General features: G+C 57.8%; 1 protein-coding gene. It reads left to right on the top strand.

Annotated elements, in window-relative coordinates; translation table 11 throughout:
* Positions 1–10: 10 nt before the first annotated feature.
* Positions 11–230 (top strand): 4Fe-4S dicluster domain-containing protein (locus MXD62_RS40490; RefSeq protein ID WP_368862369.1); only part of this gene is annotated, 220 nt, incomplete at its 3' end.

Genomic DNA, 230 nt, shown 5'->3' with positions numbered 1-230 from the left:
CTCCCAGCTCTTGAGCCTCGATGCCTGTACCGAGTGTGGACGGTGTGACGATGTATGTCCGGCTGCGCTGAGCGGCAAGCCGCTTGCTCCCCGCAGCATCGTGATGAAGCTGCGCGACCAGATGCATAAACCGGATCAACCGTTGAATGGCTTTAGTCAGGAGGAACTGCTTTCCTGTACGACATGCGGAGCTTGCATGGAGAGTTGCCCTGTTGCGATCAGGCATGTGC

The sequence above is a fragment of the Frankia sp. Mgl5 genome (assembly GCF_023242985.1).
Taxonomy (GTDB): Bacteria; Actinomycetota; Actinomycetes; order Frankiales; family Frankiaceae; genus Parafrankia; species Parafrankia soli.
This window is presented reverse-complemented; position numbering and strand designations above follow the sequence as displayed.